This window comes from Pseudoxanthomonas winnipegensis, from assembly GCF_004283755.1.
Classification (GTDB): Bacteria; Pseudomonadota; Gammaproteobacteria; order Xanthomonadales; family Xanthomonadaceae; genus Pseudoxanthomonas_A; species Pseudoxanthomonas_A winnipegensis.
In genome coordinates this window covers 380,708-407,241 of record NZ_SHMH01000001.1, presented here as the reverse complement: position 1 = coordinate 407,241, position 26,534 = coordinate 380,708, and the positions used below count along the sequence as shown (strand labels likewise).

24 protein-coding genes are annotated in these 26,534 nt (G+C 69.7%); 12 read left to right on the top strand and 12 right to left on the bottom strand.

Annotated elements, in window-relative coordinates:
- Nucleotides 1-12: 12 nt before the first annotated feature.
- The 9 genes from flgJ to flgB form a co-directional block, all read right to left on the bottom strand.
- Nucleotides 13-1,179, bottom strand: a complete 1,167-nt coding sequence (gene flgJ / locus EAT51_RS01850) for a flagellar assembly peptidoglycan hydrolase FlgJ (protein ID WP_130561196.1) — start codon at nucleotides 1,177-1,179, stop codon at nucleotides 13-15.
- Between the two features lie 511 nt (nucleotides 1,180-1,690).
- Nucleotides 1,691-2,803, bottom strand: coding sequence for a flagellar basal body P-ring protein FlgI (locus EAT51_RS01840; protein WP_130515588.1), 1,113 nt, complete (start codon nucleotides 2,801-2,803; stop codon nucleotides 1,691-1,693).
- Nucleotides 2,804-2,814: 11 nt separating this feature from the next.
- Nucleotides 2,815-3,588: a flagellar basal body L-ring protein FlgH gene (locus EAT51_RS01835; RefSeq protein WP_130533510.1), complete on the bottom strand. Its 774-nt coding sequence runs from the start codon at nucleotides 3,586-3,588 to the stop codon at nucleotides 2,815-2,817.
- Between the two features lie 8 nt (nucleotides 3,589-3,596).
- A complete protein-coding gene (gene flgG, locus EAT51_RS01830; protein WP_130515592.1) occupies nucleotides 3,597-4,382 on the bottom strand; it encodes a flagellar basal-body rod protein FlgG in 786 nt (261 codons plus the stop codon).
- Between the two features lie 33 nt (nucleotides 4,383-4,415).
- Nucleotides 4,416-5,162, bottom strand: a complete 747-nt coding sequence (locus EAT51_RS01825) for a flagellar basal body rod protein FlgF (protein ID WP_130523230.1) — start codon at nucleotides 5,160-5,162, stop codon at nucleotides 4,416-4,418.
- A gap of 350 nt (nucleotides 5,163-5,512) precedes the next feature.
- On the bottom strand, nucleotides 5,513-6,733 hold the full coding sequence (gene flgE / locus EAT51_RS01820; RefSeq protein WP_130561194.1) for a flagellar hook protein FlgE: 1,221 nt from the start codon (nucleotides 6,731-6,733) through the stop codon (nucleotides 5,513-5,515).
- Nucleotides 6,734-6,769: 36 nt separating this feature from the next.
- Nucleotides 6,770-7,465: a flagellar hook assembly protein FlgD gene (locus tag EAT51_RS01815; RefSeq protein ID WP_130523232.1), complete on the bottom strand. Its 696-nt coding sequence runs from the start codon at nucleotides 7,463-7,465 to the stop codon at nucleotides 6,770-6,772.
- 29 nt (nucleotides 7,466-7,494) lie between these two features.
- A complete protein-coding gene (flgC, locus tag EAT51_RS01810) occupies nucleotides 7,495-7,902 on the bottom strand; it encodes a flagellar basal body rod protein FlgC (protein WP_130523233.1) in 408 nt (135 codons plus the stop codon).
- Nucleotides 7,903-7,915: 13 nt separating this feature from the next.
- Nucleotides 7,916-8,290 carry a flagellar basal body rod protein FlgB gene (gene flgB / locus EAT51_RS01805; RefSeq protein ID WP_130561193.1) on the bottom strand — a complete coding sequence of 125 codons (375 nt, stop codon included), beginning with the start codon at nucleotides 8,288-8,290 and terminating at the stop codon, nucleotides 7,916-7,918.
- A 544-nt stretch (nucleotides 8,291-8,834) separates the two neighbouring features.
- Between flgB and flgA the strand changes: the two genes are divergently transcribed.
- The 5 genes from flgA to EAT51_RS01780 all read left to right on the top strand — a co-directional run bounded on the left by flgA (nucleotide 8,835) and on the right by EAT51_RS01780 (nucleotide 12,801).
- Entirely contained in the window at nucleotides 8,835-9,500 is a 666-nt protein-coding gene (gene flgA, locus EAT51_RS01800) for a flagellar basal body P-ring formation chaperone FlgA (RefSeq protein WP_130561192.1), read from the top strand.
- Between the two features lie 97 nt (nucleotides 9,501-9,597).
- Nucleotides 9,598-9,909, top strand: coding sequence for a flagellar biosynthesis anti-sigma factor FlgM (flgM, locus tag EAT51_RS01795; RefSeq protein WP_130515606.1), 312 nt, complete (start codon nucleotides 9,598-9,600; stop codon nucleotides 9,907-9,909).
- A 1-nt stretch (nucleotide 9,910) separates the two neighbouring features.
- Nucleotides 9,911-10,258, top strand: a complete 348-nt coding sequence (locus EAT51_RS01790; protein WP_130515608.1) for a flagellar protein FlgN — start codon at nucleotides 9,911-9,913, stop codon at nucleotides 10,256-10,258.
- Nucleotides 10,259-10,454: 196 nt separating this feature from the next.
- Nucleotides 10,455-11,183 (top strand): hypothetical protein, encoded by a 729-nt coding sequence (locus tag EAT51_RS01785; protein ID WP_130561191.1) that lies wholly within the window; start codon nucleotides 10,455-10,457, stop codon nucleotides 11,181-11,183.
- Between the two features lie 496 nt (nucleotides 11,184-11,679).
- Nucleotides 11,680-12,801: an OprO/OprP family phosphate-selective porin gene (locus EAT51_RS01780; protein ID WP_165403053.1), complete on the top strand. Its 1,122-nt coding sequence runs from the start codon at nucleotides 11,680-11,682 to the stop codon at nucleotides 12,799-12,801.
- A gap of 634 nt (nucleotides 12,802-13,435) precedes the next feature.
- Here EAT51_RS01780 and EAT51_RS01775 read toward each other — a convergent pair.
- The 3 genes from EAT51_RS01775 to EAT51_RS01765 all read right to left on the bottom strand — a co-directional run bounded on the left by EAT51_RS01775 (nucleotide 13,436) and on the right by EAT51_RS01765 (nucleotide 17,489).
- A complete protein-coding gene (locus EAT51_RS01775; RefSeq protein ID WP_130515612.1) occupies nucleotides 13,436-14,425 on the bottom strand; it encodes a glycosyltransferase family 2 protein in 990 nt (329 codons plus the stop codon).
- 13 nt (nucleotides 14,426-14,438) lie between these two features.
- Nucleotides 14,439-15,962 (bottom strand): lipopolysaccharide biosynthesis protein, encoded by a 1,524-nt coding sequence (locus tag EAT51_RS01770; protein WP_130515614.1) that lies wholly within the window; start codon nucleotides 15,960-15,962, stop codon nucleotides 14,439-14,441.
- A gap of 594 nt (nucleotides 15,963-16,556) precedes the next feature.
- Nucleotides 16,557-17,489 (bottom strand): carbohydrate kinase family protein, encoded by a 933-nt coding sequence (locus EAT51_RS01765; RefSeq protein ID WP_130515616.1) that lies wholly within the window; start codon nucleotides 17,487-17,489, stop codon nucleotides 16,557-16,559.
- Between the two features lie 302 nt (nucleotides 17,490-17,791).
- Here EAT51_RS01765 and EAT51_RS01760 point away from each other — a divergent pair, with 302 nt between their 5' ends.
- The 7 genes from EAT51_RS01760 to EAT51_RS01730 all read left to right on the top strand — a co-directional run bounded on the left by EAT51_RS01760 (nucleotide 17,792) and on the right by EAT51_RS01730 (nucleotide 26,477).
- The gene (locus tag EAT51_RS01760) at nucleotides 17,792-18,838 is read left to right on the top strand and encodes a rod shape-determining protein (protein ID WP_130515619.1); all 1,047 of its coding nucleotides are present in this window, start codon (nucleotides 17,792-17,794) and stop codon (nucleotides 18,836-18,838) included.
- A 191-nt stretch (nucleotides 18,839-19,029) separates the two neighbouring features.
- Entirely contained in the window at nucleotides 19,030-20,151 is a 1,122-nt protein-coding gene (gene mreC / locus EAT51_RS01755; protein WP_130515621.1) for a rod shape-determining protein MreC, read from the top strand.
- A complete protein-coding gene (gene mreD, locus EAT51_RS01750; protein ID WP_130515623.1) occupies nucleotides 20,148-20,627 on the top strand; it encodes a rod shape-determining protein MreD in 480 nt (159 codons plus the stop codon). Before mreC ends, mreD begins: the two co-directional genes overlap by 4 nt.
- A gap of 16 nt (nucleotides 20,628-20,643) precedes the next feature.
- Nucleotides 20,644-22,653, top strand: a complete 2,010-nt coding sequence (mrdA, locus tag EAT51_RS01745) for a penicillin-binding protein 2 (protein ID WP_165403054.1) — start codon at nucleotides 20,644-20,646, stop codon at nucleotides 22,651-22,653.
- A complete protein-coding gene (gene rodA / locus EAT51_RS01740; protein ID WP_130515627.1) occupies nucleotides 22,650-23,765 on the top strand; it encodes a rod shape-determining protein RodA in 1,116 nt (371 codons plus the stop codon). The genes mrdA and rodA overlap by 4 nt, the downstream gene beginning before the upstream one ends.
- A 130-nt stretch (nucleotides 23,766-23,895) precedes the next feature.
- Nucleotides 23,896-25,059, top strand: coding sequence for a lytic murein transglycosylase B (gene mltB, locus EAT51_RS01735; protein ID WP_130515630.1), 1,164 nt, complete (start codon nucleotides 23,896-23,898; stop codon nucleotides 25,057-25,059).
- A complete protein-coding gene (locus tag EAT51_RS01730; RefSeq protein ID WP_205965148.1) occupies nucleotides 25,056-26,477 on the top strand; it encodes a septal ring lytic transglycosylase RlpA family protein in 1,422 nt (473 codons plus the stop codon). The genes mltB and EAT51_RS01730 overlap by 4 nt, the downstream gene beginning before the upstream one ends.
- Nucleotides 26,478-26,534: the final 57 nt, after the last annotated feature.

Below are 26,534 nucleotides of genomic sequence, written 5' to 3'. Positions count from 1 at the left end.
TCCTGTCAGAGGTCAATAGCGCGCCACGGCGCGATAGCGGTCGCCGAGCGCGGCGAACACCGAGGTGTCCACGCCGGCGCCGGAGGCGGAGGTAGCCGGCTGGGCCGAAGCCAGCTGCGCGTCGTTGCCGTAGCGGCCCAGTTCGCCGCCGCCGGGCAGGCTGGCCAGCGCGCGGTTGATCGTGGCGCCGTTGGCGATCGCGGTCAGCTTGGAGGCGTAGTGCGGGTCGGTGGCATAGCCGGCGCGCTGCAGCGCGGTGGCGAAGCGGTGCGTGTCCTGGCCGGTGCCGCGCGCCCCGGCGTAGCGCTCGTTGCCGAGCAGGCGCGTGTAGTCGGCGAAGCTCTCGGCGGCCGAGCCGTAGGCGCGGAAGTTGGCGCGCTCGGAGCGGCGCACGCCGTTGCTGTATTCGGTGGTGGCGACGTTGACGCTGTCGCCGTCCCAGCTGGCGCCGGCCTTGATGCCGAACAGGTTGTTCGAGGTCACGCCGCCTTTGCCGGCCAGGCGCCGGCCCCAGCCGGTCTCCAGCGCGGCCTGGGCGACCAGCGCCTTGGCCGGGACGCCCAGGGCCTGCGCGGCCTTCTGCGCGTGCGGCCAGATGGATTGGACGAAGGCCTCCGGACTGCTGCAGTCCAGCTGGCAGTCCTCGTCGATCGGCGGCGGCAGCGGCGTTGCCGTGGCCGGCAGCGCCTGCAGCGACACCCCGGCATGCGAGGCCGCCAGCGACAGGCCGCCGACGCCGGCCACGGGCGTCGCGCCGGAGGACGCATTGGGCGCGCGCAGCGGCAGCACGCCGGACAGCGGGAAGGCGCTGGCGCGCGCTGAAGTGTCCAGTCGCATCGGCGCGCCCTGCGCGCCGCGGGCCGCCGGCAGCGTCGTGTCCAGCGCCTGGCCGGCCGCGCTGCCGCCGTTGTCGCGGCTCAGCTGTTTCTCGATCACCGCCTGCAGGCCCAGGCCGCGGCCCTTGGTCAGCTCCTTGGCCAGCTGCTGGTCGTACATGTCGCGGTAGGTGGTATCGCCGCCGGCCAGCGGATCGCCGCCGGTGGTGCCGCGCATGGACTTGACCAGCATCGAGGCGAACTGGGTCTCCAGTTCCTTCGAGGCCTTCTTGATCTGCTCGGGCGAAGCGGTATGCGACTTCGTCAGGGGCAGTGCAGTGGTGCCGGGCAGCTGCAGGGTCATGGCGGTAGGTCGGGCGGGCCGGGAAAGCGGTGTCGTTCCTTCCTAGGCAAGAGCTGTGCCGGGGGGTGTCAAAAGGTCGGCGGGGTGTGGAGCTGGGAATCGGGAATCGGGAATCGGGATTCGGGATTCGGGATTCGGGATTCGGGAATCGGGAATCGGGAATCGGGAATCGGGAATCGGGAATCGGGAATCGGGAATCGGGAATCGGGAATCGGGATTCGGGAGTCGGGAGTCGGGAGTCGGGAGTCGGGAGTCGGGAGTCGGGCAACAGCATCTCCGACCTCGGGGTCTGCCCCCTCCCTTGCGAAGCAGGGGAGGGCTGGGGAGGGGTTGGCTTTTGCTTTTGCTGTTGTTGTCGCTTTTGCCTTCGCCGTTGCATCAAGCGAAAAGCGACCCCTCCCCAGCCCTCCCCTTCGCTGCGCGAAAGGGAGGGGGCAGAAGCGTCGCTTCAGGCGAACTCACCCTCAGGCGCGAACGAAAAGCGCCAACCCCACTCCTAACCCCTCACCCCTTAAATAATCTCCAGCTCCGCCCGCAGCGCCCCGGCGCGCTTCAGCGCTTCGAGGATCGCCACCAGGTCGCCCGGTGCGGCGCCGACGGCGTTGACCGCTCGGACGATGGACTCCAGCGAGGTGCCGCCCTGGAACATGAACATCTTGCCGCCCTCGGCGGTGGCGCTGATGGTGGACTGCGGGACCACCGCGGTCTGGCCGCCGCGCGAGAAGGGTTCGGGCTGGCTGACCAGCGTGTTTTCACTGATCGACACGGTCAGCGAGCCATGCGAGACCGCCGCCGGCAGCACGGCGATGTTGCCGCCCATGACCACCGTGCCGGTGCGTGCGTTGACCACCACCTTGGCCGCGGCCGCGCCGGGGCTGACGTCCAGCGACTCGAGCTGGGCCATGAAGCCGATGCGGTTGCCGGGCGGGGCGGCGATCTGGATGGTGACCGGATCCACCGCCTGCGCGCGGCCGTTGCCGAAGGTGCGGTTGACCGCATCGACGATGCGCGAGGCGGTGGTGAAGTCGGCCTCGTGCAGGTTCAGCGTGACCAGGCCGTTGTCGGCGCCGCCGCCGGGCGCGGGGCGTTCGATTGTGGCGCCGTTGGGAATCGAGCCGCCGTTGGGCGCGTTGACCGAGATCTTGGAGCCGTCCTTGCCCGAGGCGCCGAAGCCGCTGACCACCAGCGTGCCCTGGGCCATGGCGTAGATCTGGCCGTCGGCACCGCGCAGTGGCGCCATCAGCAGCGCGCCGCCGCGCAGCGAGCCGGCGTTGCCGATCGAGGACACGGTCACATCGATGGTCTGGCCCGGCTTGGCGAACGGCGGCAGTTCGGCCTGGATGGCCACCGCGGCGACGTTCTTCAGCTGCGGATTGGTGCCCGGCGGCAGGGTCACGCCCAGCTGGTCGAGCATGGTCTTCAGGCTCTGCACCGTGAAGGGCGTCTGGCTGGTGCGATCGCCGCTGCCGTCCAGGCCCACGACCAGGCCATAGCCGACCAGCTGGTTGCCGCGCACCCCGGCCACCTGGGCCAGGTCCTTGATGCGTTCGGCCTGGGCGGGAGCGGCGATGAGCGCGGCCAGGGCCAGCACGGCGGTGACAAGACGGGAATTCGAAGCACGCATGGCGGCGTTACTCAGTAGGGCGCGGCAGCGGAATTGAAGAAGCGGCTCAGCCAGCCCATGGCGTTGGAACGCGCCACGGCGCCACGGCCGCCGTACACGATGCGGGCATCGCCCACGCGGTCGGAGGTGATGCGGTTGTCCGGGCCGATGTCGGCCACGCGCACGATGCCCTGCACCTGCACCAGCTCATCGCCCTGGTTCAGGCGGACCTGCTTCTCGCCGGCCACGCGCAGGTTGCCGTTGCCCAGGCGCTGAACCACGGTCACGGTGATGTCGCCATCCAGCGAGTTGCTCTGCTGGGTGTCGCCGGCGCCGTTGAAGCCGCGCTTGGCGTCCACCTCGGCCTGCAGGATGTTCTTGCCGTTGTAGGTCACGCTCTGGCCGAGCACGGTCGGCGCGCCCATGGCGATGCTGTCGTTCTTGCTGATGCCGGTCTTGGCGTTGGACTTGGCGCTGGTGCTCTCCACCAGCACGATGGTCAGCAGGTCGCCGACCTCGCGCGCCTTGTTGTCCTGGAACAGGCGAATGCCGCGGTTGCCGCTGCCGTCGGCGGCGGTGGCGAAGATCGAGCCCCCGCCATCGCCCGGCGCCGGCTGCGCATAGCCCGGCTGCGGCGAGGGCAGCTGGGTGTACTGGCCCGGCGAGCGGCCCAGCAGCGTGTTCTTGTCCAGCGCCTGCTGCGGTGCCAGCTGGTCGGAGAAGGGACGCACGTCGCCGACCACCGTGGCGCAGCCGGTGAGCGCGCCGAGGGCGCAGAGCAGGGCGAAAGACAGGAGCACACGCATGGCGGCGGTCACAGGTTCTGGTTGAGGAAGCCCAGCATCGAATCGACGGTGCTGATGGCCTTGGCATTGGTTTCGTAGGCGCGCTGGGTCTCGATCATCGACACCAGCTCTTCGACGCTGTTGACGTTGGAGCCTTCCAGCGAGCCCTGGATCAGCAGGCCGGCGCCGTTCTCGCCCGGCGTGCCGGTCTGGGCCGGACCGGAGGCGCCGGTCTCGGTGTACAGATTGCCGCCCTTGGACTGCAGGCCGGCCGGGTTGACGAAGTCGGTGACGGTCAGCTGGCCCACCTGCGTGGCCGCGGCCTGGCCGGCCAGCTGCACGCTGACGGTGCCGTCGCTGCCGATGGTGATGCTCTGCGCGCCTTCGGGGATCTGCAGGCCCGGCTGCACCGGATAGCCCTCGTTGGTCACCACCTCGTTCTCGGCGTTGACCTGGAAGGCGCCGTCGCGGGTATAGGCCGACGAGCCATCGGGCAGCAGCACCTCGAAGAAGCCGCGGCCGTTGATCGCCACGTCCAGCGCGTTGCCGGTCTGGCTCAGGTTGCCCTGGGTGAAGGACTTGGCCGTGGTGGCCACGCGCACGCCGGTGCCGGTGGACATGCCCGAGGGCAGCATCGTCTGCTCGGAGGTCGCACCGCCGGGCTGGCGCTGGGTCTGATACAGCAGGTCCTCGAAATTGGCACGGTCGCGCTTGAAGCCGGTCGTGTTGATGTTGGCGAGATTGTTGGAGATGACCGCCATGCGCGTCTGCTGCGCGTCGAGGCCGGTCTTGGCGATCCAAAGCGCCTGGGTCATGGCGGTTCTCCGTTACGGGAAAGGGGCAGGGGGTCAGCTCGAACGCAGCAGGGAATTGGCGCTCTGCGCGGTCTCGTCTCCGCTGTGCAAGACGCGTACCTGCATCTCGAACTGGCGCGCCAGCTCGATCATCGACACCAGCGAACCGGTGGCATCGACATTGCTGTTCTCCAGCACGCCGGTGGAGAGCACCGCGCCGGCGGCCGGCGTCGGTGCGGGCGCACCCGGCGCCTGGCGCATCAGTCCATCCTCGCCGCGGGCCAGGTCCAGGGTGCTGGTGCGCACCACCTGCAGGCGGCCGATCTGGGTCATCGATGAGGCAGGCGAGCCCTGCGGAATGACCGAGATCGTGCCGTCGGCGCCGATGTCCATGCCGTCGTTGGGCGGGATCACCATCGGCGCGCCGCCGGCATCGAGCAGCTGCAGGCCGGAGGAGGTGGTGAGCAGGCCGTTCTGGGTGATCTTCAGGTCGCCGGCGCGGGTGTAGGCGGTGCCGCCGGCCTTGTCCTGCACGGCGAACCAGTGGCCTGGCTGCAGCGCCACGTCCATGCCGTTGCCGGTGGTGCTGAGCGAACCGCTGGCATCGGAGACGCCGACCAGGCGCTGGGCGGTGGCCACGCGCGAGGCCAGCCCGTTGCCGGTCACCGGCATCGCCTGGGTCGCATCGAGCGTGGCCTGGAAGCCGACGGTCTGCGCATTGGCCAGGTTGTGGGACACGGTCGCCTGCGACTTGAGCGTCGCGCTGGCGCCGGTCATGGCGATGTAGAGGGCTCTGTCCATGCCCGGAGCATGCAAGTGGTGTGCCGGGGGCGAGGAGTGAGTGGAGAGGAGTGAGGAGTGAGCGAGACGCGCGATCCGCAAGAACGCAAGAGGCGCGCAGGAAGACGTCATTCCGACGCGGCATGCGGCCGTCAAAGCGAAAGCGCCGGCACAGGGCCGGCGCTTTCGCTTTGGCTTTTGGCCCCCTCCCTTTCGCGCAGCGAAGGGGAGGGTTGGGGAGGGGTGCTCTTGCTTCTGTGCGACAGCAACAGCGACATCCAACGCAACAGCAACAACAAAAGCCAACCCCTCCTCAGTCGCTAACCGCGACTTCGAGCTCCCCTGCTTCGCAAGGGAGGGGGCAAGAGCGATTACCGCAGGTTGATGATCGTCTGGGTGATCTGGTCCTGGGTCTGGATCATCTGCGCGTTGGCCTGGAAGTTGCGCTGGGCGCTGATCATGTTGACCAGCTCGGCGGTCTGGTCGACGTTGGAGGCCTCCAGCGCGCCCCCCTGGACCAGGCCGAAGTCCGAGGTGCCGGCCGCGCCGCGCACCGCCTGGCCCGAGGCGAAGGTCTCGGCGAAGGCGTTGTCGCCCTTCTGCTGCAGGCCCTGCGGGCTGGCGAAGCTGCTCAGGGCGACCTGGCCGATCGCCTTGGTCACGCCGTTGGAGTAGCTGGCCTGGACCACGCCCTCGGACGACACCGAGATGCCCGACAGGCTGCCGGTGCCGTAGCCGTCCTGGTTCAGCGCCGACACGGCGAACTTCTGCCCGTACTGCGCCGACTTGCTCAGGTCCAGGTTCAGCGCCATCGCGCCGGCGCCGCCGGGCGGGGTGTAGGCGGGCAGGGCGAGCTGGCCGTTGGCCGGGCTGACCAGCGCACCGCTGGAATCGTAGGTCAGCGTCTGCGCGCCGCCCACGCTGACCCCGTCGATCTGGGTCTGCACCGTCCATTCGTTGGCATTGGCGGTCTTGCTGAAGTACAGCGACTGGGTGTGCGCCGCGCCCAGCGAGTCGTACACCGTCAGCGAGGTGGTCTGGCTGTAGGTGGTCGGGTCGGCGGCGTTGAACGGGCTGTTGGTCGGCGCGGTGGCGTTGCCGGGCAGGGTCACGCTGGCCTGGACCTTGGTGGTGACCTTGGGCGGCGCATCGCCGGTGGCCAGCTGCAGGTCGCTGAGCTTGCCGGTGTTGAAGGTGGTGCCGTCGTCGTTGGGCGCGAACACCTGCAGGCGCTGGCCGGACGGGTTGACCACGTAACCGCTGGCGTCGGTGCTGAAGTTGCCGGCGCGCGAATAGACCGTGGTGCCGTTGTCGGACAGGGTGAAGAAGCCCTGGCCGGAGACCGCTATGTCCAGCGAGTTGCCGGTGAAGTCGATGTTGCCCTGGGTGAACTGCTGGGCCACCCGCTGCAGGCGCGCGCCGGCGCCGGTGGCGTTGCTGGACACGCCATAGACCGAGGCCGCGAACACGTCGCCGAACTCGGCGCGGCTGCTCTTGAAGCCGGTGGTGTTGCTGTTGGCGATGTTGTTGGAAACGACGTTCAGGTCGGACGAGGCGGCGTTCATGCCGCTTAAGGAAATGCGGAAGCTCATGGAAGGTTCTCCGTGGAGGCGTGACGGTGAGAGGGATCAGCTGACGCGGCGGATCGAGGACAGCGGGAAGCCGCCCACGCCCGCCAGGTTCAGGGTCAGTCCGGTGGACTCGATCGAGACGCTGTCCACATGCGCCATCACCCCGATGTCCAGGGCGGTGGCGGATTTCATGTCGGCGGCGGCCACCGAGCCGGTCACCGCCTTGAGGGTGTAGGTGCCGGTGCCGGCGGCCGTGCCGCTGTCGGTCAGGCCGTCCCAGTGGAACGCGGTGGCGCCGGACGCCGCCGCCTCCACCTGCAGGGTGCGCACTACGTTGCCGTTGGCGTCGGTGACCTGCAGGGTGACCGGGCCGGCGGTGGCGGCGGTGATCTCGCCGTCCAGCGTGGTGCCGGCGGTGTGGGCGACCGAGGAGGCCGTGACCATCGCGTCGTGGCCGACCAGCGAGGCCGCGCGCAGGGTCTGGTCGGACTCCATGACGCTGGCCATCGAGCCCATCGCCGTCTGCATGCCCTCGATGCCCTGCACCGTGGAGAACTGCGCCAGCTGGCCCAGGAACTGCTGGCTGTCCAGCGGCTTGAGCGGATCCTGGTTCTTCAGCTGCTCGGTCATCAGCTTGAGGAAGTCGGCCTGGCCCAGCGCGCCGGTCGAGGCGTTCTTGTCGCTGGTGGACTTGGCGGTGCTACTCAGGCCCAGGGCGGTGAGCTTGTCGGTGCTGGCGGTGGTGGTGACCATGGTGTGGGTGTTGTCCTGGGAAGAGCCGCTTAGCGGCCCATGTTCAAGGTGGCGGTGGCCGTGTCCTTGGCGCTGTTGAAGACCTCCACGTTGGCCTGGTAGCTGCGCGTGGCCGAGATCAGGTCGACCATCTGCGCCACCGGATCGATGTCCGGCGCGTAGACGTAGCCATTGCCGTCGGCCAGCGGGTTGCCCGGCTCGTAGCGCTTGATCGGCGCGGCGTTGGAGTCCTGCACGGCGGCCGTGCGCACGCCGACCAGCGCCGGGTTGTTGCCGACCTGTTCGGTGGTGAACACCGGCTGCTTGGCGCGGAACACGCTGTTGGGATCGCCGGAGACCGAGTCGGCGTTGGCCAGGTTGGAGGCCACCGTGCTCAGTCGCACCGACTGGGCGTTCATCGCCGAACCGGCGACGTCGAAGATGGGCAGGTTGCTCATGGCGGGACCTCGCTTACTGGCCGGTGATGGCGGTCAGTATCGACCGCACCTTGGATTCGATGAACGACAGCGAGGCTCGGTACTCCAGCGTGGCCTGGGCGTAGGCGGCGTTCTCGCGATCGCCGTCCACGGTGTTGCCGTCCAGGCTGGGCTGGCTGGACGGGCGGTAGAAATGCGCCGCCGCGCCGGCCTGGCCGATGGCGTTGCCGCCCTCCAGCGCGTTGGCGCCGGCCGGGGCCTGCAGGGCCGCGCCCAGGGCCGCGTTGAAGTCCAGGTCCTGCGCCTGGTAGCCGGGGGTGTCGGCGTTGGCGATGTTCGAGGCCAGCAGCTGCAGCCGCTGCTCGCGGATGGCCAGCGCAGTGCCGTGGATACCAAGGAAGTCGGACATGGGACGCTCCGGGGACGGATGTACGTCCAGGGCAAGGCAAGCGGCGTGCCACGCCCGGCGCGCAGGCACGCGTGTCGGGATGCCGACGGCTTTGATGCGCGGGTGGTCATGCGCCTACGCGCGCGAGCACTAACTGGGTTTTGGTGCGGCGGCGTGTTCGGTACGGGCGCACAGCGGCGAGCGCGTGCCAGGCGACACGCTCGCCACCGCCTTGCCAAAAATCCGGCACCTGCGACGCACTGCGCAGTTCGCGCCTCTCATCCCCTCGCGCGCGTCTCGCGATGCAACGCTTGGTCTCCCTCCCCCGCAATGCTGCTTGGCCCCCTCCCTTGCGAAGCAGGGGAGGGCTGGGGAGGGGTTGGCTTTTGATTTTGTTGCTGTTGCTGTTGCCGTTGCTCCTTCTCGCCCATCACGAAAAAAGCAAAAGCAAAGGCACCCCTCCCCATCCCTCCCCTTCGCTTCGCGAAAGGGAGGGGGCGATCCCAGATGACTGAAAGCGCATGGCCTCGCCCCCACCGGCACAGGACTTGCACCCACGCCCGCCATGAACCGATGCCTCGCTTCCGTCGTCCTGTCCCTGGCCGCGCTGGCGCCCGGCAATGGCCGTGCCGCCGAACTGCAGTCGCTCGACGCCGTGCGCGCCGCGGCGCTGCAGGCGGTCGGCGGCCCGCAGGCGCAGGGCGAGGCGCGTCTGGACAACGCCCTGCGGCTGGTGGCCTGCACCCAGCCCCTGCAGGCCGTGGCCCAGGGCACGCGCATGGCCCAGGTGCGCTGCGACGATGCCCCGGGCTGGAAGATCTTCGTCCCGGTGACCGTGCGCCGCGAGGCCGACGTGGTCGTGGCCGGTGGCCCGGTGCGCCCGGGCGAACCGGTGGCCAACGCCAACCTGGTCGTCCAGCGCCGCGACCTGGGCACCACCGAAGGCGCGACCTTCGCCAGCCCCGAGCAGCTGACCGGCGCCATCGCCGCCCGCGCCCTGTCGGCCGGCGACATCGTCACCGCCGGCGACCTGCAGCAGGGCCAGCCGCTGCACCGCGGCGACCCGGTCGTGCTGGTCTCGCGCGTGGCCGGGGCGGAGATCCGCATGCCCGGCGTGGCCCTGGGCAACGCCCAGGCCGGCCAGCGCGTGGCCGTGCAGAACAGCGCCTCCAACAAGGTGGTACGCGGCCGCGTATCGCTGGTCCCCGGCGAAGTGGACGTCGTCCAGTGAAGCTGAACAGGCACGTGACAAAATATGTCACCCAGGTCTCAAGTTCCTGCCTGGGACGCCGTTACCGGGTTCGACTGAAGCACTTCAGGAGTGCCCCATGAGCTACAAGATCGACGGACTGCCGCCGGCCGCACACGCCGCCACCGTCGCCGCCTCGCTGGCGGCCACGCGGGTCGGTGGCGCGCGCAACGAACCCATTTCCGCCACGGCCGAGACCGACCGCCTCAGCCTGACCGGCGACGCAGAAGGACTCAAGGCCATGGGACGTGAACTGGGATCGGCGCCGGCCGGCATCGACATGGGGCGCGTCGCCGCGCTCAAGGACGCCATCGCCCACGGCCGCTACACGATCGACCCGCAGGCCATCGCCTCGCGCATGCTCGACCTGGACCGCGAGCTGGGAGGCTGACATGACGACCGCCACGCTCGACCACGGCCCGCTGGGCGCGCTGGAGCAGGCGCTGCAGGAAGAACGCCGCGCGCTGCTGGACAACGATGTGATGGCCCTGCTGGCCTCCACCGAGGCCAAGGTGCGCGCGCTGCGCCAGGCCGAGGCCAACCCGCCGCCGGCCGCCGCCGCCGAACGCCTGGACGATCTGCGTCGGCTCAACCAGGCCAACGGCGTGCTGCTGGCGCGCCGCCGCCGCGAAGTGGACTGGGCGCTGCGCCACCTCGGCCGCGTCGAATCCACCGGCACCTACAACGCCGCCGGCCTGGCCGGCACGCGCGCCCACGGGCGCAGCCTCGCCGTCGTCTGAGCGGCCTGCGGCGATGCCTGCCCACGGGCGGGCCCGACCGCGCTCGGCAGGCGCAGCCACGCCCTGTACGCTGTGCGCCGTGTGCCTCGCCACGCGCCGCCTGGCTTCGCTGGTCACCGACTGACTGAACCGGTGCAAGCAACTCCCAAGCGCGCCGGCGGGCCCGAACCCGCCCGCCGTTGAGGAGTCGCCCGTGATGAAAGCCGTGCTGTCCGTCGCCCTGTGTGCCCTGGCCCTGGCAGGCTGCACCGACCAGGAGGCCCAGCGCCGCGAACAGGCCGCCCAGCAGGCCGCCGCGCAGGCCAAGGCCGCCGACGCGCTGGCCGCGCAGTTCGATCAGGCCTATACCGCGCAGAACTGGGACCTGGCCCGCGCCCACGGCAGCGCGCTGCTGCAGCAGTATCCCGACAGCCCGGCCGCGCAGAAGATCCAGGCGCAGTACGACGAGGCCAAGTCCAAGGCCGACGCCGCGCGCGAACAGCGCCGACTGGCCAACCTGTGGAACTACAACCAGGTGATGATCGGCAAGGGCGCCCAGGTCTCGGCCTCGATCATGAGCGCCGAGCCGCTGGACACCGACGGCAGCGGCCGCAAGCAGGACGTGCAGCTGGTGTTCCGCGACCACCCCGAGTGGAAGCGCAGCGCCTATCTGGTGCTCAAGGCCGGCGACTTCCCGTGCCTGAAGGGCTGCAAGGTCAAGGTCAGCGTCGACGACGGCAAGCCCAAGGCGATGGACGCCTGGCGCCCGGACACCGATGAGGCCATTGCCATGTTCATCGAGGACTACAAGGGCCTGTGGAAGCTGGCCGCGCAGGCCAAGACACTGAAGATCGAGTTCCCGGTCAAGGCCGGTGGCACGCGCACGGCCGAGTTCGAGACCGGTGGCCTGGATACGGCGCAGATGCCGGGGTGGGGCGGGAAGTAGGCGATTGGTCGTTGGCGGGGATCTGCTGGCTGGCGTCAGAAGCAAGCCATCCGTCCATCCGTCATTCCCGCGTTCGCGGGAATGACGGTAGGTGGGTCTTCGCTGGCGTTGGGGTTGAAGGCGGTGAGTGCGAAGGGCGCTGATGCGCCTGCGGCATCTGTTCATGGTCGATGCTTATCACCGCGCCGCGCGCGGCGTGATGCACTGGCCGGCCTCGATCTGCCCGGGAGCCGCCCTTGATCCGCGTGCCTGGCGATGCCCTCGCCACCTCGCTCCGTCCCCACCACGCCGCGTCCCCGTTCAGGCGCATCGCGGCCCGATGTCGCGGGCCCACGGCCTGCCCGCGACCCGCACTTTCGACGATTGGGCTATACAGCCCGGCCGGCGCGGGCGACTAAAGTCCTGCACACGTCATCTGGCTGACAAAGCCGTCACACCCGCATGCCACGCGGCCAAACGCCGCGCCTGGGCATGCACAAGCACATTGGGAGAGAACATGAAGCGGACACTGCTCACCGCAGGTCTTCTGTGCGCCGCGGGCGCTGCGAGCGCGGCGGACTGGCCGACCAGCTACAAATTCGACAACGGCGGGCAGCTGGGCATCACCGGCAACTTCGCCTACGACCAGAACCACTTCAGCGGCGACGACGCGCGCTTCGAGAACGCCGACGACATGCGGCGCAAGGAGTTCGGCGCGTTCTACAAGCTCGATGGCGTGTTCGAGATCGGCGCCCAGTACGACTACCAGTCGCATCTGTGGCTGGACGTGGCCGCGCGCTTCCAGACCAAGGCCTGGTTCGGCAAGGACTACGGCGCCATCCGCGTGGGCTACTTCAAGACCCCGATCGGCCTGGACTCGGTCGGCGCCTCGCGCACCATCTCCTTCCTGGAAGCGCCGCTGGCCACCCAGGCCATCTACGAAGGCCGGCGCACCGGCGTGGAGTGGTCGCTGACCCGCAAGACCTGGAACGTGCAGCTGCAGGCGCTGTCCGGCGCGACGATGGAAGGCACCAACTCCGGCACGACCATGGCGGGTCACTTCGCCTGGACGCCGCACAAGGCCGAGGGCGATGTCATCCACCTGGGCGTGGGCTATTCGGTCGAGAACCCGGACGCCACCTCCACCCGCGTGCGCACCAAGATCGAGGCTGGCCTGACCGACACGCGCCTGATCGACAGCGGTGCCCTGCCGGGCACCACCCATATCGAACGCGGCGGCCTGGAGTTCATCCGCATCGCCGGCCCGTTCACCGTGCTGGCCGAGCACCTGGAGGAACAGGTCGCGCGCGATGGCTACAGCGACTTCCACGCCCAGGGCAACACCGTCTACGGCAGCTGGATCGTCACCGGCGAGTCGCGCCCCTACAACGGCACGCTCGGCAACGTCGTGCCCAAGAACCCCGCCGGCGCCGTGGAACTGCTGCTGCGCTACAGCGACCTGGACCTCAACGACGCCGGCATCCGCGGCGGCTACCAGCACGACTGGACCGTGGGCGCCAACTACTACTACTCCAAGCACTTCAAGGTGCAGGCCAACTACATCAAGGCCTACAGCCGCCGCGCCGGCGTGGAAGTCGACCCCAACGCCTTCGAAGTGCGCGCGCAGGTGATGTTCTAAGCACGCCGCGCCGCGTCCTTCGACGTGGAAGAGAGCGGGCCTTCGGGCCCGCTTTTTTTTGTGGTTTTTCATTAGCGTGCGCGGGACGTGTACCGGATGACATGCGCACGTGGGCGGAGAGCCCACTTGGCCGAGGAGCCGCGCCCGGCCGGGTCGAGGCGCCGCGGTCGGAAAGATCAGGACTGCTTTAGACCCAAAGGCGTTGGGCAAGCGCCTTGCCCCCTCCCTTTCGCCGCAGGCGAAGGGGAGGGCCGGGGTGGGGTGCTTTTGCTCTTCGCTTCTGTGGCTTGACCGGGAAAGCCTCGACCCCTCCCCATCCCTCCCCTGCGCTGCGCGCAAGGGAGGGGGCCTCAAGTCGATGATTTCCTGTTACTGATCGCGGCGTGCGCAAGGAAAGGGCCTCGAACGCCCCCAAACCGAAGCCTTGTGACTTGACGCGTGCCGCAGCGGGCCGGCGGGTGGGGGCCGCGCCTAGCGAGGCAGGACGCCGAGCGCCCGAATCAGGGCAGGATGCCCTGATTGAGGGAAAAGCGGCCCCCGCCCGCCGGACCACTGCCCTTCCGAAGTCAAAGCGCCGACGCCACTTGGTCCGCCGAAAGCGAGCAGCGTGGCTACCTCGCCCTCGCGCTGCCGCTCAAGAAGCCAACCGCGACGACAGGTTGCGCAGCTTGATCGAGGTCGAGCGCGCCGCGTAGCCCCACAGCCGCGGCGTGGTGGCCAGGTCCAGCACCGCCGCGGCGCGGCCCCCGTAGAGATCGGCCTTGATCTGTTCGAACTGCTGCAGCCCCTGCGCCCCCTGCTTGCAGCGCGCCAGCGCCCGCCGCAGCTCGGGCGACAGACGATCGCGATAGGCGTGCAGCAGATGGTCCACGTTGCGCAGCACCGGCTGCAGATTCATCACCGTGCGCGAATGCGGCGAGCGCGTCCTGGACACCTCGCTGTACGGCAGGGTGTACACGTAGTACGCCTCCGGCACGATGACCACGCTGGCGCCTTCCAGCAGGCAGCGGATGTGCAGATCGAAGTCCTCCCCGATCTTGCAGGCCGGGTCGTAGCGCAGCGCATGCGCCTGCAGGAACTCGCGGCGCACGATCGGCTTGATCACCGGGAAATAGGCGGCGATCCGCCCCGACAGGATCTCGCGCACCTTGGGCACGTTGTCGGAGTTGCGCAGAAACGTCGCCGCATCCAGCCGCATCGGCGCGTCCCCCGGATTGAACGCCATCACCCCGACGTTGCGGTCCAGATGCACATCGCGCAGCCACTGGTTGTCGCCGACCACGTCCAGCGCCTGCGCATCGGCCAGCGCGACCAGCCGCTCCAGCCGCTCCGGCAGCAGCGCATCGTCGGCATCCAGGAACGCGAGATAGCGCCCGCGCGCCTGATCGATGCCCGTGTTGCGCGCCACCGCCACGCCCCCGTTGCGCGCCTGCGTGAAGACCCGGATGCGCGCGTCCTGCGCGGCCAACGCCTGAGCCGTGGCCAGCGTGTCGTCGCCCGAGGCGTCGTCGACGATGAGAATCTCGAAATCCTGCAGCGTCTGCTGCTGCACCGAGGCCACCGCACGGCCGATGAACTCGGCCGCGCGGTAGGCGGGAATGACGATCGAAACCAGAGGGGCCATGGGGGAGGGCTGCCTATGCGTGGGGGAGGGGTTTGCGAACCAGATGCGCGCGCAGGACCGAACTGCCCAGCGCCGCGGCGGCCATCACGCACAGGCCCATCGCGCTCAGCGCCAGGAAGATCTCCAGCCGACCCAGGCCCATGACCCAGTGCCGCCCGAGCCCGTACAGCACGGCCAGCGTCACCAGCGCACAGGCGGCGATCGGCAGCAGATCCTGGCGCATCCAGGCGCCATAGAGGCCCGGCACCAGCCGCCGCTGCACCACCGGTGGGTAGGCCACAAAGGTCACCACCTGCACGGCACAGGTGGACAGCGCCGTGCCCATCGCCCCGTAGCGGTAGGCCGACCAGGCGATCAGCGGCGCCCCCAGCACGGCCTGTACCGTGCTCACCCGAAGGTTCAGGCGCAGATCGCCGAAGGCGTACTGCAGGTAGTACTGGTAGGAGGTGAAGGTGAGGAACGCGATGCCGACCATGTACCAGAACAGGATCGGCGCGGCCCACTGCGCCGCGGCCAGGTTGCCGGTCCAGGCGTACATGAGCTCCTCGCCGAACACCGCCACCATGCCGGTCAGCGGAATCATCACCACCGCGGTGAGCTGGGTCGCGCTGCGGTACAGGCGCACCAGCGGCCCGATCTCCCCACGCGAGTGCAGATAGGTCAGGCGCGGGATCAGCGCACTGCTGATCGGCGAGGCCGCCAGGATCACCGCCCCACACAGCGCGGTGACCAGCGAGAAATAGCCGTAGTCGGTCAACGGCAGCAGGCCGGACAGCAGCAGCCGGTCCAGCTGCGACAGCAGCATCCACAGCACCGAGGTGTAGGCCACGCTCAGGCCGAAGGGCAGGGCGGCCACCAGCGGCGCCCGGGCGAAGCGCAGGCCGATGCGCATGGCCGTGGCCGGGAACACCTGGTAGCTGCGCCAGGCCAGCACCACCGGCTCGACCACGGCCACCACCAGCTGGAACAGGAAGAACGCCAGCGGCGTGGGGCTGACGAACTTCAGCACCGCCAGCGACCCCAGCGCCTTGACCAGCGCCAGCACGATGTTGATGGCGTTGAGCGAGACCTGCGCCTCCATGCCGTTGAGCGCGGTGCGGTAGATCGAGGCGAAGAAGCGCAGGCCGATCATCCAGCCCATCAGCGCCACGCACAGACTGACCTGGCCCGGGTCCAGCGTCTGCACCTTGAACCAGTGCGCGCCGATCAGCGGACTGGCCGCACTCATCGCCAGCCCGGTCACCAGCGCGATGCCGGCGAAGATCAGCTCGACGCTGCGCAGGATCCGGCGGAAGTCCGTGAAGCCCTCCGCCGTGGCGCGCGCACGCGCCACCTCGCGGTTGAGCATCGGCGACAGCCCCACGTCCAGCAGCCCCAGCCACAGCTGCAGCACCACGAAGAACCCGACCAGGCCATAGGCCTCGGCCCCCAGGTACTTCAGATAGAACGGCACGAACACGATGCCGACCAGCGTCGAGACACCCTGCCCCAGATAGTTGGCCAGCGCATTCATGCGCACGGAGGGGGAGCGGGTCATGGAATCCAGGTGTGGCCGAAAGCTGCGAGAGAACATAACGCGCGGACCGATCTTTTTAGGACGCCGTCGCACGAATCTGTAACGTCCTGACAAAAAGCGGCTCTCGGCCGAGGCAGCGTGAGGTCCGTGTACGCGCTCTGCCCCCTCCCTTTCGCCGCAGGCGAAGGGGAGGGCCGGGGAGGGGTGCTTTTGCTCTTCGCTTCGGTGGCTTGCCCGGTAAAGCCCCGACCCCTCCCCATCCCTCCCCTGCGCTACGCGCAAGGGAGGGGGCCTCAAGTCGAAGCCCTCCCGTCACCGATCGCGCTCTGCGCATGGGCGAGGGTCTCGAACGACGGCGCAAACCAAAGCCTTGTGACCTGACGCGCGCGGCAGCGGGCCGGCGGGCGGGGGCCGCGCCGAGCGAGGCAGGACGCCGAGCGCCCGAATCAGGGCAGGATGCCCTGATTGAGGGAAAAGCGGCCCCCGCCCGCCGGACCGCTGCCCCGCCGAAGCCAGCGTGCTCAACGGCCACGATCCCCAAACCGAGAGAACGCCCAAAACAAAGGGCGGCCCAAAGGCCGCCCCTTCACACCCAGGCCGCGACCAGCGCAGCCCCTACAGCGCGTAGCCGAACTGCTGCTTGAACTGATCGTTGAACTCGTCGAAGTCGAAACGCTGGTTCTGCGTGCCCGGGTGTTCGACCTTGAGCGCGCCCATCAGATTGCCCATGCGGCCGATGGTCAGCCAATCGCAGCCACGCTCGATGCCGAAGATCAGCCCCGCGCGGAACGCATCGCCGCAGCCGGTCGGGTCCACCACCCGGCGCTCGTGCGCCGGCGGAATGTCGTAGGTCTTGCCCGGCGTATGCACCAGCGCCCCCTTGGGGCCCTGCGTGGTGATGTACGCCTCTACCCGGGAGACGATGTCCTGCTCGTTCCAGCCGGTGCGCTCCTGCAGCAGATTGGACTCGTAATCGTTGACGACCACGTAGTTGGCCTGATCGATGAAGGTGCGCAGCTCCTCGCCGTTGAACAGCGGCATCGCCTGGCCCGGATCGAAGATGAAGCGGATCCCGCCTTCGGCGAACTCCTGCGAGTTCTGCAGCATGCCCTCGCGCCCGTCCGGCCCGACCAGCCCGATGGTCACCCCCGGCACGTCCTTCGCGTGGTTCTCGTAGGACCGCATCATCGCCCCCGGATGGAAGGCGGTGATCTGGTTGTTGTCGTGATCGGTGGTGATGAACGCCTGGGGCGTGAACAGCTCATCGATCACCTTCACACAGGACAGATCGATGCCGAGCGACTCGAAATGCTCCCGGTACGGCCCGAAGTCCTGGCCCACCGTGCCCATCGGCAGCGGCTTGCCGCCCAGCAGATGCAGGTTGTAGGCGATGTTGCCGGCGCAGCCGCCGAACTCGCGGCGCATGCGCGGGACCAGGAAGGACACATTCAGGATGTGCACCTTGTCGGGCAGGATGTGGTTCTTGAACTGGTCCGGAAACACCATGATGGTGTCGTAGGCGAGGGAACCACAGATCAGTGCGGACATTGGCTCGTGTCTGGCTGGCGTTGGCGCGGCCGGCCGGCGCGGGTCGCACGCGGCAGGCTCGGGATAAGAGGAACCGACCCGACCGGGGCGGCAAACGGCGACAAGGGTATCGTCTGGGGCCGGGCAGGGCCAGACGCGCGTGCAGCGGCCGACCCGCCGAAGGTGGCCGAGGGCCTTGTTCAGCCAGCGATTTTCCTTGTATGGCGCAGGGGGGATTGCTAGGCTAGCCGACCCCTTTTTTGCCCATTTTTTCGCCAGCGGCGCAGGGCATTCGCACTTCTTTCGAAGGATCTGGTCCCCCGATGTTCAAAAAGCTGCGCGGCATGTTCTCCAACGACCTGTCCATCGACCTGGGCACGGCCAACACCCTGATCTACGTGCGCGGCCAGGGCATCGTGCTCAACGAACCCTCGGTGGTCGCCGTGCGCCAGGACCGCGCCATCGGCGGCACCCGCTCGGTCGCCGCGGTCGGCTCGGAGGCCAAGCAGATGCTGGGCCGCACCCCCGGCCACATCACCACCATCCGCCCGATGAAGGACGGCGTCATCGCCGACTTCACCTACACCGAGGCGATGCTCAAGTACTTCATCAAGAAGGTGCACAAGTCGCGCGTGCTGCGCCCCTCGCCGCGCGTGCTGGTGTGCGTGCCGGCCGGCAGCACCCAGGTCGAGCGCCGCGCGATCAAGGAATCGGCCGAGGAGGCCGGCGCCCGCGACGTCTACCTGATCGAGGAGCCGATGGCCGCGGCGATCGGCGCCGGCCTGCCGGTGACCGAGGCGCGCGGCTCGATGGTCATCGACATCGGCGGCGGCACCACCGAGGTGGCGGTGATCTCGCTCAACGGCATCGTCTACTCGCAGTCGGTGCGCATCGGCGGCGACAAGTTCGACGAGTCGATCACCAACTACGTGCGCCGCAACCACGGCATGCTGATCGGCGAGGCCACCGCCGAGCGAATCAAGGTCGAGCTGGGCTGCGCCTACCCGCCGCCGGTGGTGGAGGAGATGGAGATCTCCGGCCGCAACCTGGCCGAAGGCGTGCCCAAGATGATCCGGATCAACTCCAACGAGGTTCTCGAGGCCCTGCACGAGCCGCTGTCGGGCATCGTCAGCGCGGTCAAGCTGGCCCTGGAGCAGACCCCGCCGGAGCTTTGCGCCGACGTGGCCGAGCGCGGCATCGTGCTGACCGGCGGCGGCGCCCTGCTGCGCGACCTGGACAAGCTGATCTCCGAGGAAACCGGCCTGCACGTGCAGGTCGCCGACGATCCGCTGACCTGCGTGGCCCGCGGCGGCGGCCGCGCGCTGGAGCTGGTGGACATGCACGGCAACGAGTTCTTCGCGCCGGAATGAGCGTGAAGCCGGGACCGGGGACCGGGGACCCGGGACCCGGGTCAAGCAGGGCATCTTTCCAGGACGGTTCGGCTTGTGGCGGAGTGCCGTTCTGCTGCCCCGCGCGTGTCTCCGTCTTGCTGTTCCCCCGGTCCCCGGTCCCCGGTCCCGGTTCCCGCCCGGTTCTTTTCCTTCCTCGCGCCTAGTTATTCGTGCCTTCCTACGCCGGCCCTCCCGTAGCCCCCCGTCCGGGCGAGATCGCCAGCTCCCTGCGGCTGCTGGCGTACCTGGCGCTGGGCGTGGCGCTGGTGATCCTGGATCACCGCGGCGGCTGGCTGGCCCAGGCCAGGCAGCAGCTGGGCCTGGCCGCGCAACCGCTGTGGTGGGTCGCCGGGCTGCCCGGCAAGCTGGGGGCGCGCCTCCAAGATGACGCGGCCACGCTGGGCCAGCTGACCGAGGAAAACCGTCGCCTGCGCGACGAGCTGCTGATCTCCAACGCGCGCCTGACCCGGCTGAGCGCCGCGGTGGCCGACAACGCCCAGCTGCGCGCCCTGCTGGGCGCGGCCGGCAACCGTGGCCTGGACGTGCAGCTGGCCGCGGTGCTCAACATCGACCTGGATCCGACCCGGCAGCGCCTGGTGATCGACGCCGGCAGCCGCGACGGCGTGCACGTGGGCCAGCCGGTGATCGACGCCGGCGGCCTGCTCGGCCAGATCGTGCAGGTGATGCCGACCTATTCCACCGTGCTGCTGCTGACCGACCCGGACCACGCCGTGCCGGTGATGGTCCAGCGCAGCGGCGTGCGCCTGCTGGCCTCCGGCAACGGCCGCAGCGACCAGCTGCAGCTGGTCAACGTGCCGCTCAACGCCGACATCAAGGACGGCGACGTGGTGGTGACCTCCGGCCTGGGCGGGCGCTTCCCGCCCGGCTTCCCGGTCGGCACCGTGGCCGACCTGCACGCCGACGACAGCCGCACCTTCCTGGTCGGCGAGCTGCGTCCGGCCGCGCACCTGGACCGCGGGCGCAATGTGCTGCTGCTCAAGGCCGCCGCGGCGGTGCCGGCGGTTCCCAATGTCGGGATGCCAGGCGAGGGACCGGAGGCCGGGGGCCAGGAGCCAGGGAAGGGCAACAGCAAGGCCAGCGGCAGGAACGACGGCGGTGGCGTGGCAGGCGCGACAACTTCGCAGCCCTCGGCATCTGCCGCTTCCGCGCCTCGCCCGGCACCTGGCGCCCAGCCCGCAACTCCAACTCCCGGCGCCTCCGCTTCTGCCCCGGCTGCCGGTTCACGCTCCCCGAGCCCGGCCCCCGCCTCTGCGCAGGAGCCCCGCCCATGAGCCGCCAGCGCAAGGGCTGGGTGCTGCCGGTGAGCGTGCTGGTGGCGCTGCTGCTGGCCCTGCTGCCGCTGCCGCCGCTGCTGCAGCCGCTGCGGCCGTACTGGCTGGCGCTGGTGCTGGCCTACTGGGTGATCGAGGAACCCGAGCGGGTCGGGCTGGGCTTCGTGTTCGTGGTCGGGCTGATCGCCGACATCAGCTTCGGTGGTTTACTCGGCGAACAGGCGCTGCGGCTGGTAGTGATGGCCTTCATCCTGCAGCGCTTCCGCGCGCGGCTGCGCTTCTTCCCGCTCTCCCAGCAGGCGCTGGCGCTGGGCGGGCTGCTGCTCAACGACCGCATCGTCGCCAGCGCGATCCATCTGGCCATCGGCGAGCCGCTGCTGCCCTGGGCCTACTGGTGGGCGCCGCTGATCGGCATGGCGCTGTGGCCGCCGGTGTTCGTGCTGCTCGACGCGCTGCGCCTGGGCCGGCGTTCCTGAGCGGGCAGCCCTGACCATGTCGCGTCGCCGCCCGCTCAAGAATGCCCATGCCGAGGCCGACCAGTTCCGCCGGCGCGCGGCGCTGGGCTTCCTGGGCGTGTTCGTCTGCCTGGCCGGGCTGGGCGCCTGGTACTTCAAGCTGCAGGTGCTCGATCACGCCGAGTACGCCACCCGCTCGGAGGCCAACCGCATCAAGCTGCGCCCGGTGGTGCCGGCGCGCGGCAGCATCTACGACCGCAACGGCGTATTGCTGGCCGAGAACATCCCGGCCTTCCGCCTGGACGTGGTGCCCGACCAGGCCGGCGATCCGGACGAGTGGCTGGATGCGCTGGGCAAGGTGGTGGCGCTGGATCCGGAGGAGGTCAAGCACTTCCTGGCCGTGCGCAAGGTCAGCCGCGGGTTTCGCGGCATCACCATCAAGCCCAAGCTGAGCGAAGAGGAAATCGCCGCGCTGGCGGTGGACCGCTGGCGCTTCCCGGGCGTGGAGGTGGTGCCTTACCTGACGCGTCATTACCCCTACGGACCGCTGCTGGCGCACGTCATCGGCTACGTCGGGCGCGTGGACGAGGCCGACCTGGCGCAGCTCGGTGAAGGCAATTCTGCGCTGACCCATGTCGGCAAGACCGGCCTGGAGCGCTATTACGAGCAGCAGCTGCGCGGCAAGGTCGGCTACGAGAAGGTCGAGACCAACGTGGAAGGCCGCGCCCTGGGTGTGGTCGGGCGCGTGCCGGCCCAGGCCGGCACCGACCTGAAGCTGTCCATCGACATCAAGCTGCAGCAGGCCATGACCGAGGCCTTCGGCCAATACGAGGGCGCGGCCGTGGCGATGGACCCACGCACCGGGCAGATCCTGGGCATGGTCAGCCTGCCCAGCTACGACACCAACCTGTTCGTCAACGGCATCTCCACCCGCGACTTCAAGGCGCTCAACGAGAACCCCTCGCGCCCGCAGTTCAACCGGCTGGTGCTGGGCGGCGTGGCGCCGGGCTCGACCATCAAGCCGCTGATGGGCCTGGCCGGGCTGGACAGCGGCACGCGCCGGCCGCAGGACAAGATCCTGTCCACCGGCATGTTCTACCTGCCCGGCGTCAGCCGCGGCTGGGGCGACTCGCACCGCGGCGGCCATGGCTGGACCGACCTGCGCAAGTCCATCGCGCAGTCGGTCAACACCTACTACTACAAGCTCGCCGTGGACATGGGCATCACCCAGGTCGACGCGTACATGACCAAGTACGGCTTCGGCGCGCCCACCGGCATCGACCTGGCCGGGGAGATCGGCGGCATCGTGCCGTCGCCGGCCTACAAGATGAAGAGCCGCAAGGAGGCCTGGTATCCCGGCGATACGGTCAACATCGCCATCGGCCAGGGCGACTGGAAGGTCACCCCGCTGCAGCTGGTGCGCGCCATCTCCGGCGTGGCCGACGGCCAGCTGCGCACCCCGCGCCTGGTGATGGACACGCGCAACGGCTTCGACCAGCCCTGGCAGCCGATCGCGCCCGGTCCGACCAAGCCGATCAGCGATCGCCCGGACAATCTGCAGTGGGTGCGCGAGGGCATGATGGACACCATGCGCCCGGGCGGCAGCGGCTACGCCATCGCCGTCGGCGCGCCGTACCAGATGGCCGGCAAGACCGGCACCGCGCAGGTGGTCAGCCGCAAGGGCCTGGCCGCGGTCGATCCGCGCAGCCTGCCCATGCACCTGCGTCACCGCTCGCTGTTCGAGGGCTTCGCCCCGGCCCAGGCGCCGACCATCGCCCTGGCCATCGCGGTGGAGGGCGGCGGCTACGGCGCCAGCACCGCCGCGCCGATCGCGCGCAAGATCTTCGACGCCTGGCTACTGGGCAAGATGCCGGGCGACACGCCGGACGCGCCGGACATCGTCGTGCCCGAGGACGGCACCGACACCGGCGCCGCGCCGCCGGCCCCGTCCGAGATCCCGGGCGCGCCCGGACCGACCCCGCCGCCGGCCCCGACCGCCGCGCCGGTGCCGGCCGAGGCGCCGCGCGAACCGCAGGCCGCGCCATGACCGGCCTGCTGCGCTACCTGGGCGATCTGGTCTGGCGCTTTGCGCGCAGCCTGGACTGGGTGCTGTGCCTGGCCCTGGCCGGCGTGATGTGCTTCGGCCTGGCGGTGATGAAGAGCGCCGGCGGCGCCACCGGCGGCACCCATCTGGTGATCGCCCAGGGCATGCGCTTCGTCATCGGCGCCGGCGCGATGTGGGCGCTCTCGCGCGTGCAGATGCCGCGCCTGCGCGCCTGGACGCCGCTGATCTACGCGCTGTCCATGCTGCCGCTGCTGGCGGTGTTCGTGCTGGGCACCGGCAAGTACGGGCGCCAGTGGCTGGACCTGAAGGTGTTCTACCTGCAGCCGGCCGAGCTGCTCAAGATCACCATGCCGATGATGGTGGCCTGGTACCTGTACCGCGTGCCGTTGCCGCCGCGCTTCACCCCCGTGCTGATCGCCGCGGCGATCATCGGCATTCCCACCGGGCTGATCATGCTGCAGCCGGACTTCGGCACCGGCGTGCTGATCGCCGCCTCCGGCGCGTTCGCACTGCTGCTGGCCGGGCTGCCGTGGTGGTGGGTCGGCATCGGCGTGGCCGGCGTGGCCAGCGCCGCGCCGCTGGCCTGGTTCTTCCTGCTGCGGCCCTACCAGAAGGACCGCATCATGATGTTCCTCAACCCCGAGAGCGATGCGCTGGGCGCGGGCTGGAACATCATCCAGTCCAAGATCGCCATCGGCTCGGGCGGCCTGACCGGCAAGGGCTGGGGCCTGGGCAGCCAGTCGCATCTGAACTTCATCCCCGAGCAGACCACCGACTTCGCCTTCTCGGTGCTGAGCGAGGAGTTCGGCTGGATCGGCGTGGCCACGCTGCTGACGCTGTATCTGGTGATCGTCGGGCGCTGCCTGTGGATCGCCATGCAGGCGCGCGACACCTATTCGCGCGTGCTGGCCGGCTCGCTGGGGCTGGCGTTCTTCGTCTACGTGCTGGTCAACGGCGGCATGATCTCCGGCCTGCTGCCGGTAGTGGGCGTGCCGATGCCGCTGATGAGCTACGGCGGCACCTCGGCGGTGTCGCTGCTGGCCGGACTGGGCCTGGTGATGGCGGTGCGCTCGCACCGGCCGGTGAATCGCTAGCGCCTCCCTGGGCACCGATCACGGGCCCTGGATGTCCGTCGCAATCCCGCGACGACACATGAACAAAATCGGGCAAGTGACTGACGCGACAGGGTTCATTTCCCGTTATCGCGTGCTAATCTCGGCGCCGATGATCCGACGCGCACTTGCCTGCCTGTTCACGCTCGGCCTGGTCGCCTGTGCGACCCAGCCAAGGCCTTCGACCCCGCCGAAACAGACCGCCCCGCAGCCGCGTCCCACGCCGGCCGCGCCGGTGCCGACCGGTCCTGCGCCCGCGGAGACCTCGGTCGAGCGCCGCGCCGACGCGGCGCCGGTGGACCTGACCCCGGTGCCCTTCGAGGTGGCGCGGGCCAATTTCATCCGCGACACCGCCGCGCGCTTCGGCCTGGATCCGGCCTTCATCGAGGCCACGCTGGCCCGCGCCAACTGGCGCGAGGACACGATCAAGCTGATGTCCAAGCCGGCCGAGCGCACCATCGGCTGGAACGAATACCGGCCGCGCTTCATCACCGCCTCGCGCATCAGCGCCGGGCAGGCCTTCCTGGCCGAGCATCGCGCCCAGCTCAGCCGCGTCGAGCAGCGCACCGGTGTGCCGGCCGAGATCATCGTGGCCATCCTCGGCGTGGAGACCAGCTACGGCGGCTACACCGGCAAGACGCCGGTGATCGATGCGCTCTACACGCTGGCCTTCCGCTATCCGCGCAGCGGCAATCCCGACCGCGCCCAGTACGAGGCGCGCCGCGAGCTGTTCTTCCGCGATGAACTGGCGCAGCTGTTCGCCCTGGCCAAGGAGCAGCGGCTGGACCTGTCCACGCTCACCGGCAGCTACGCCGGGGCGATGGGGCTGGGGCAGTTCATGCCTTCCAGCTATCGCGACTTCGGCGTGGACGGCGACGGCGATGGCCGCATCGACCTGCTGACCGACCTGGACGATGTCTTCGCCTCGGTGGCCAACTACTTCGTCAAGAAGGGGGGCGCCTACGGCTGGGAACGCGGCGGCCCGGTGGCCGTGCAGGCCAGGCTGGCGCCGGGTGCGGTGGAGTTCAACCCCGACGACTGGACCCCGACCTGGACGCTGGGCGAGCTGGCCACGCGCGGCTACACCCCGCTGGCGCCGGTGCCGGCCGGCGAGACCGCCACGCCGGTGACCCTGTCCACCAGCAGCGGCCCGCAGTACTGGCTGGGCTTCCGCAACTACTACGCCATTACCCGATACAACAACTCCAAAATGTACGCGATGGCCGTATGGCAACTTTCCGAAGCGATCGCCGGCCGCCCGCTGCCGCCGGCATGAAAACCTGGCTGCTCCTGGCGCTGGTGGCGACCCTGGCGGCGTGCAGCAGCGCGCCGCGCAGCAAGGGCGCCAAGCCGGGCGAGGCCACCATCATCGTCCCCAAGGGCGAGAAGGCCCCGGCCGCGGTCGCCGCCGGCTGCCTGGGGCGTTACGCCCCGGCGGTCGAGGATCCGTCCACGCGCGGCGACTACACCGCCGGTGGGCTGTACAAGCCCGGCGTGTCGGACAGCACGCCCACCGAAGTCCCCGATGTGGACTGCATCGCCGAGCCGACCATCGCCGCCGAGCCGCTGTCGGACTACGGCAACAAGTCGCCTTACAGCGTGCTGGGCAAGAACTACACGGTGCTCGACACCGCCGCCGATTACGAAGAGACCGGCCTGGCCTCGTACTACGGGCAGAAGTTCCATGGCCGCAAGACCTCCAACCACGAGGTCTACGACATGTACCAGTTCACCGCCGCGCACAAGACGCTGCCGCTGCCCAGCTTCGCCCTGGTGACCAACCTGGACAACGGCAAGAACGTGATCGTGCGCATCAACGACCGCGGGCCGTTCCACGATGGTCGCGTGATCGATCTGAGCTACGCCGCGGCGGTCAAGCTGGGCATCACCGGGCGCGGCACGGGCCGGGTCGAGGTCAAGGCGCTGCATCCGGACGATCCCAAGCTGCCGGCGCTGCTGGCCAGCCGCAACACCGTGCGCAGGCCGGTGGCCACCACCGTGGCGACCGGCGTGCCCACCACCATCGCCACCGGCAAGCCGGCCGCGGTCAGGCCCTCGGCCATGGATCAGCTGGTCGGCGGCCTGCCGGCCGCGTCGCGGACCGCGGCGGTCGCGACACAGCCGGTGCCTGCCGCCGCCGTGGCCGCCGCCGGCGCGGCCACGGTGGACACCAAGGCGGCGCCGAGCGATCCCTCGCTGCGCTACTACACCATTCCCAATACCAAGAAGCCGGCCAGCGCCGACCGCTTCGAGGCCTGGATGAAGAGCCAGGGCGTGCACGTGGCCACCGGCAAGCCGGGTGCCCCGGCACCCGCACCGGCGACCGTGGTCGCCGTGGCGACGCCCGTCGCCCCCGGCAAGGGCGCGGCCGAGTCGGCGCCTGCCGCACGCCCGTCGCCAGCGCCGGCCCGGCCGGTCGCCTTGGCCGCCAGCACCGGCAACGCCATCTATGGCCAGTCGGCCATGGCCGTGCTGCTGCAGGTCGCCAGTTTCGCCAGCCGCGACAATGCCGAGCGCGCCCTGGCCCGGCTGGTGGCGGCCGGCATCCCCACCGCGACGCTGAGCGATGTCATCGCCGGCGGTCGGACCCTGTGGCGCGTGCGGGTCGGCGCAGCGGACAATGACGGGGCCGACGTTCTGGCCGCGCGCATCGCCGGGCTGGGCTTCGCGCGGCCGCAGGTCGTGCGCGAGTGATCCGCACGCCGCCGCGCGGATCGCGGCCGGCGTCTCTCCTTCGTCTTCGCTTTTGCA